A 3,430-nucleotide genomic window follows, 5' to 3' on the forward strand; every position below is an offset into this window, starting at 1 on the left:
AGAGTTTTGTTGTTTATCTTGATCTGAGTCGCCTTGCTTAGAATCTTGCTGTTTACCCTGATTTGATTCGTCTTGTTTAGAATTTTGCTGCTTATCTCGCTGATTTGATTCGTCTTGCTTAGCGTGTTGTTGTTTATTTTGATCACGGTCATCTTGTTCAGAGTGTTGCTGTTTCTCTTGAGCCGAATGATCTTGCTTAGAGCGTTGTTGTTGATCCTGGTTGGATTCATTTTGCTTAGTATGTTGTTGCTGACCTTGAGAAGACTCCTTGTGTCCCTCTTTTTTTTGCTCGCCATTGTTATCTTTATTATGCTTCATACTTCTAGTCAGTTTTTTGTTATCATCCTCTTGATTGTTAGCGTGTTGCTCCGAGTTATCTGCTTCATTTTTCTCTGTTGTATTTGATTTTTTTTTCTTACGTAGCCAATTCCAAATCATATGTATGCCCTCTTTAATTGTGTAATATAGTGCTATTTTGTGGCTAATTTTGTATATTATTCATTTATTTATGAAAAGAAGGAGGAGATTGGTTTGCATAGAAAAAATCCTTTAGTAAGCAGTACATACTATGACGAGAAGAGGGAGAGTCTGTGCAAATTGTAAAAAAGGAGAAATTTATTTTAAAGGAGTTTACATTTGAAAATGGTAGGACAATTCCTGTTCAAATGGGGTATGAGACTTATGGTACTTTAAATAGAGAAAGGTCAAATGCGATTTTGGTTTGTCATTATTTTAGTGCAACTAGTCACGCAGCAGGAAAATATACAGCGCATGATGAGGAGTCTGGCTGGTGGGATGGTTTAATTGGACCGGGAAAAGCAATTGATACAAATAAATACTTCGTTATATGCACTGATAATCTTTGTAATGTGCAGGTGAAGAACCCTTATGTAATTACAACGGGACCGAAATCGATTAATCCGAAAACTGGAGATGAATATGCGATGGACTTTCCGGTTTTTACATTTCTTGATGTAGCTCGTATGCAATATGAGTTAATAAAAGATATGGGAATCGCAAGGCTACATGCTGTAATGGGACCGTCAGCTGGCGGGATGATTGCGCAGCAATGGGCTGTTCATTATCCTCATATGGTAGAGCGGATGATTGGTGTTATTACGAACCCGCAAAATCTAATTATTACGTCGGTAAATGTAGCGCAAAATGCAATTGAGGCTATCGAGCTGGATCCAAGTTGGAATGGCGGAAAATATGGAGAAGAGCAGCCAATGAAGGGGCTTCATTTAGCGAATAGAATGATGTTTATGAACGCATTTGATGAGCAGTTTTACGAAACGACATTTCCTCGTAATAGTATAGAGAAAGAGCCTTATGAAACATTTTCTGCATTAACATCATTTGAGAAAGAAATTAACAAAGTGATAAATAGAAGTATAGCTTTAGTAGATGCAAATTCATGGATGTATACTGCGAAAGCAGTTTTATTACATGATATTGCGCATGGATTTTCGTCTTTAGAAGAGGCACTGTCTAATATAGAAGCTAATGTACTTATGATTCCGTGTAAACAAGATTTGCTTCAGCCGCCACGTTATAATTATAAAATGGTAGACATGTTGCAAAAACAAGGGAAGTATGCGGAAGTGTATGAGATAGAAAGTATAAATGGACATATGGCGGGAGCATTTGATATTCATTTATTTGAAAAGAAAGTTTATGAATTTTTAAATCGGAAAGTGTCTAGTTTTGTGTAGAAAATAAATGATGTGAAAAAGGTGCAATGTATGTAGTAGGCACCTTTTATTACATGATTTGTAGGCGGAAAATATATGTGGCAATTGCTATACCGAAGAATGCGATACTAAGCAATAGAAATAAGAATGACATTTCTTGTGGTGATTTTATCTTTCTATTATTTTTCATACTAAGTGCAATAATTGCAGCGATTAAGAAAATGATGCCCATAATGAAAAGGAAAAGTGTCATTTTCATTGGCTCCTTTCATAAAACAAGTATATTGAGGATACAATGCAAGGGTTATGTTTGTAAAGAATAAGTTTTGCGAGAAAATTGAGAAATAAATTTTCCATTCTTTGCGTTCTTTCTTCCGCATGCTAAAATTGATGAGGAATGATTATTTAAAGAGAAAACTAAAGGTTTTATTGTATATAAGGAGGAACAACATATGACAGAAGTTAAAACAATTACTACAGAAGAAGTGCAAGAGCGTTTAGAAAACGGAGAAACGTTATTTTTAGTAGACGTAAGGGAAGATGAAGAAGTAGCGGCAGGAAAAATTCCAGAAGCTGTACATATTAAAATGGGCGATATCCCAAATAAAGTAGATTTCTTTGATAAAGAGAATGAATATATCTTTATTTGTCGTTCGGGAATGCGCAGTGAAAATGTCTGCCATTATTTAAATGAGCAAGGATTTAAAACAGTGAACATGGTAGGCGGCATGCTTCAATATGAAGGAGAAACGAAATAAGTAGTTTAAAAAACTTGAAACGAGTCTGTTTCAAGTTTTTTTCTTTTGCATACAGTGTACAAAAGGGGGATAGGTAAATGGGGATTAATATGCGTAAAGTAAAAATTATTAACAATACAGGAGCCGTTAATGTTGGCGACTGTTATAATATCGCGCCTTTTGCTGTATCGAAAGCTTATGCGGGTGCTGGAGGGTCAAGTGCGGCTATTTTTTTAAATGGGAAAAGACAGCCAGAAGCGGTAATTCGAACATCAGTATTTCTTCCACCATTATCAACGAGTACACGTACGTTGGGTTAGTAAAGGAAAGGTAGAGTGTTAGTATGCCAGCACATATAAAAGAGTTTGTTATTGTGAATAACACTGGGAATATATTTACAGGTGATAATTTGAGTGATACGTCATTTACTGCTTCGAAATCGTATAGTGGTTCAATGGGATGTACTTGGATTGACGTTGTTACAGTAATAGGGACGGAGACGAAGCTTTGTTTACAGCCGGGTGATTCGGTGACGACAACATATACAAGAGGCACCCCTGCTGGTACTGTAACAGGAACAAATATGGGGCAAAGTGTAAATGCATCGGGTATAGCACAAGCTGTCCCTAATACAGATAATATGGATTCAGTTGCTGGACTCCCTTAAGGAATTAAGGGAGTTTTTATTATTTAAAATAAAAATAGTCTTTGAGATTATTTTTGTAAATACATATTAAGAAGAGGTTTGTAATGTAAAAAAGATGGTGTGTAGGTGGTGAAAGTATGAAAGAGCGCGATAAACAAAATTCATTAAACTCTAATTTCAGAATCTCACCAAATCTTATTGGACCTACCTTTCCTCCTGTTCCAACGGGATTTACTGGTATTGGGATTACTGGTCCAACCGGTCCACAAGGCCCGACAGGACCTCAAGGGCCAAGGGGGTTACAAGGTCCAATGGGAGAGATGGGCCCGACAGGACCTCAAGGAGTACAAGGA

The 3,430-nt window shown here is 36.6% G+C and carries 6 protein-coding genes and 1 pseudogene; 5 read left to right on the top strand and 2 right to left on the bottom strand.

From position 1 onward, the window contains the following. A pseudogene (locus MR079_RS27920) lies at positions 1–438 on the bottom strand (spore germination protein); the annotation flags it as partial. Positions 439–590: 152 nt separating this feature from the next. Here MR079_RS27920 and MR079_RS27925 point away from each other — a divergent pair. Next, positions 591–1,715: a homoserine O-acetyltransferase family protein gene (locus MR079_RS27925; RefSeq protein WP_242295047.1), complete on the top strand. Its 1,125-nt coding sequence runs from the start codon at positions 591–593 to the stop codon at positions 1,713–1,715. A gap of 49 nt (positions 1,716–1,764) precedes the next feature. Here MR079_RS27925 and MR079_RS27930 read toward each other — a convergent pair whose 3' ends face one another. Further along, a complete protein-coding gene (locus MR079_RS27930; protein ID WP_000171883.1) occupies positions 1,765–1,947 on the bottom strand; it encodes a hypothetical protein in 183 nt (60 codons plus the stop codon). Positions 1,948–2,146: 199 nt separating this feature from the next. Between MR079_RS27930 and MR079_RS27935 the strand changes: the two genes are divergently transcribed. The 4 genes from MR079_RS27935 to MR079_RS27950 all read left to right on the top strand — a co-directional run. Further along, positions 2,147–2,452: a rhodanese-like domain-containing protein gene (locus tag MR079_RS27935; RefSeq protein WP_000141212.1), complete on the top strand. Its 306-nt coding sequence runs from the start codon at positions 2,147–2,149 to the stop codon at positions 2,450–2,452. Between the two features lie 77 nt (positions 2,453–2,529). Further along, positions 2,530–2,751 (top strand): spore germination protein, encoded by a 222-nt coding sequence (locus MR079_RS27940; protein ID WP_139866396.1) that lies wholly within the window; start codon positions 2,530–2,532, stop codon positions 2,749–2,751. Between the two features lie 23 nt (positions 2,752–2,774). Continuing rightward, on the top strand, positions 2,775–3,098 hold the full coding sequence (locus MR079_RS27945; RefSeq protein WP_001110853.1) for a hypothetical protein: 324 nt from the start codon (positions 2,775–2,777) through the stop codon (positions 3,096–3,098). Positions 3,099–3,214: 116 nt separating this feature from the next. Continuing rightward, on the top strand, positions 3,215–3,430 hold a 216-nt coding region (locus MR079_RS27950; RefSeq protein ID WP_242295048.1), incomplete at its 3' end, for an exosporium leader peptide-containing protein.

It is taken from the genome of Bacillus cereus group sp. BfR-BA-01381 (assembly GCF_022663555.1).
GTDB lineage: Bacteria > Bacillota > Bacilli > Bacillales > Bacillaceae_G > Bacillus_A > Bacillus_A pacificus.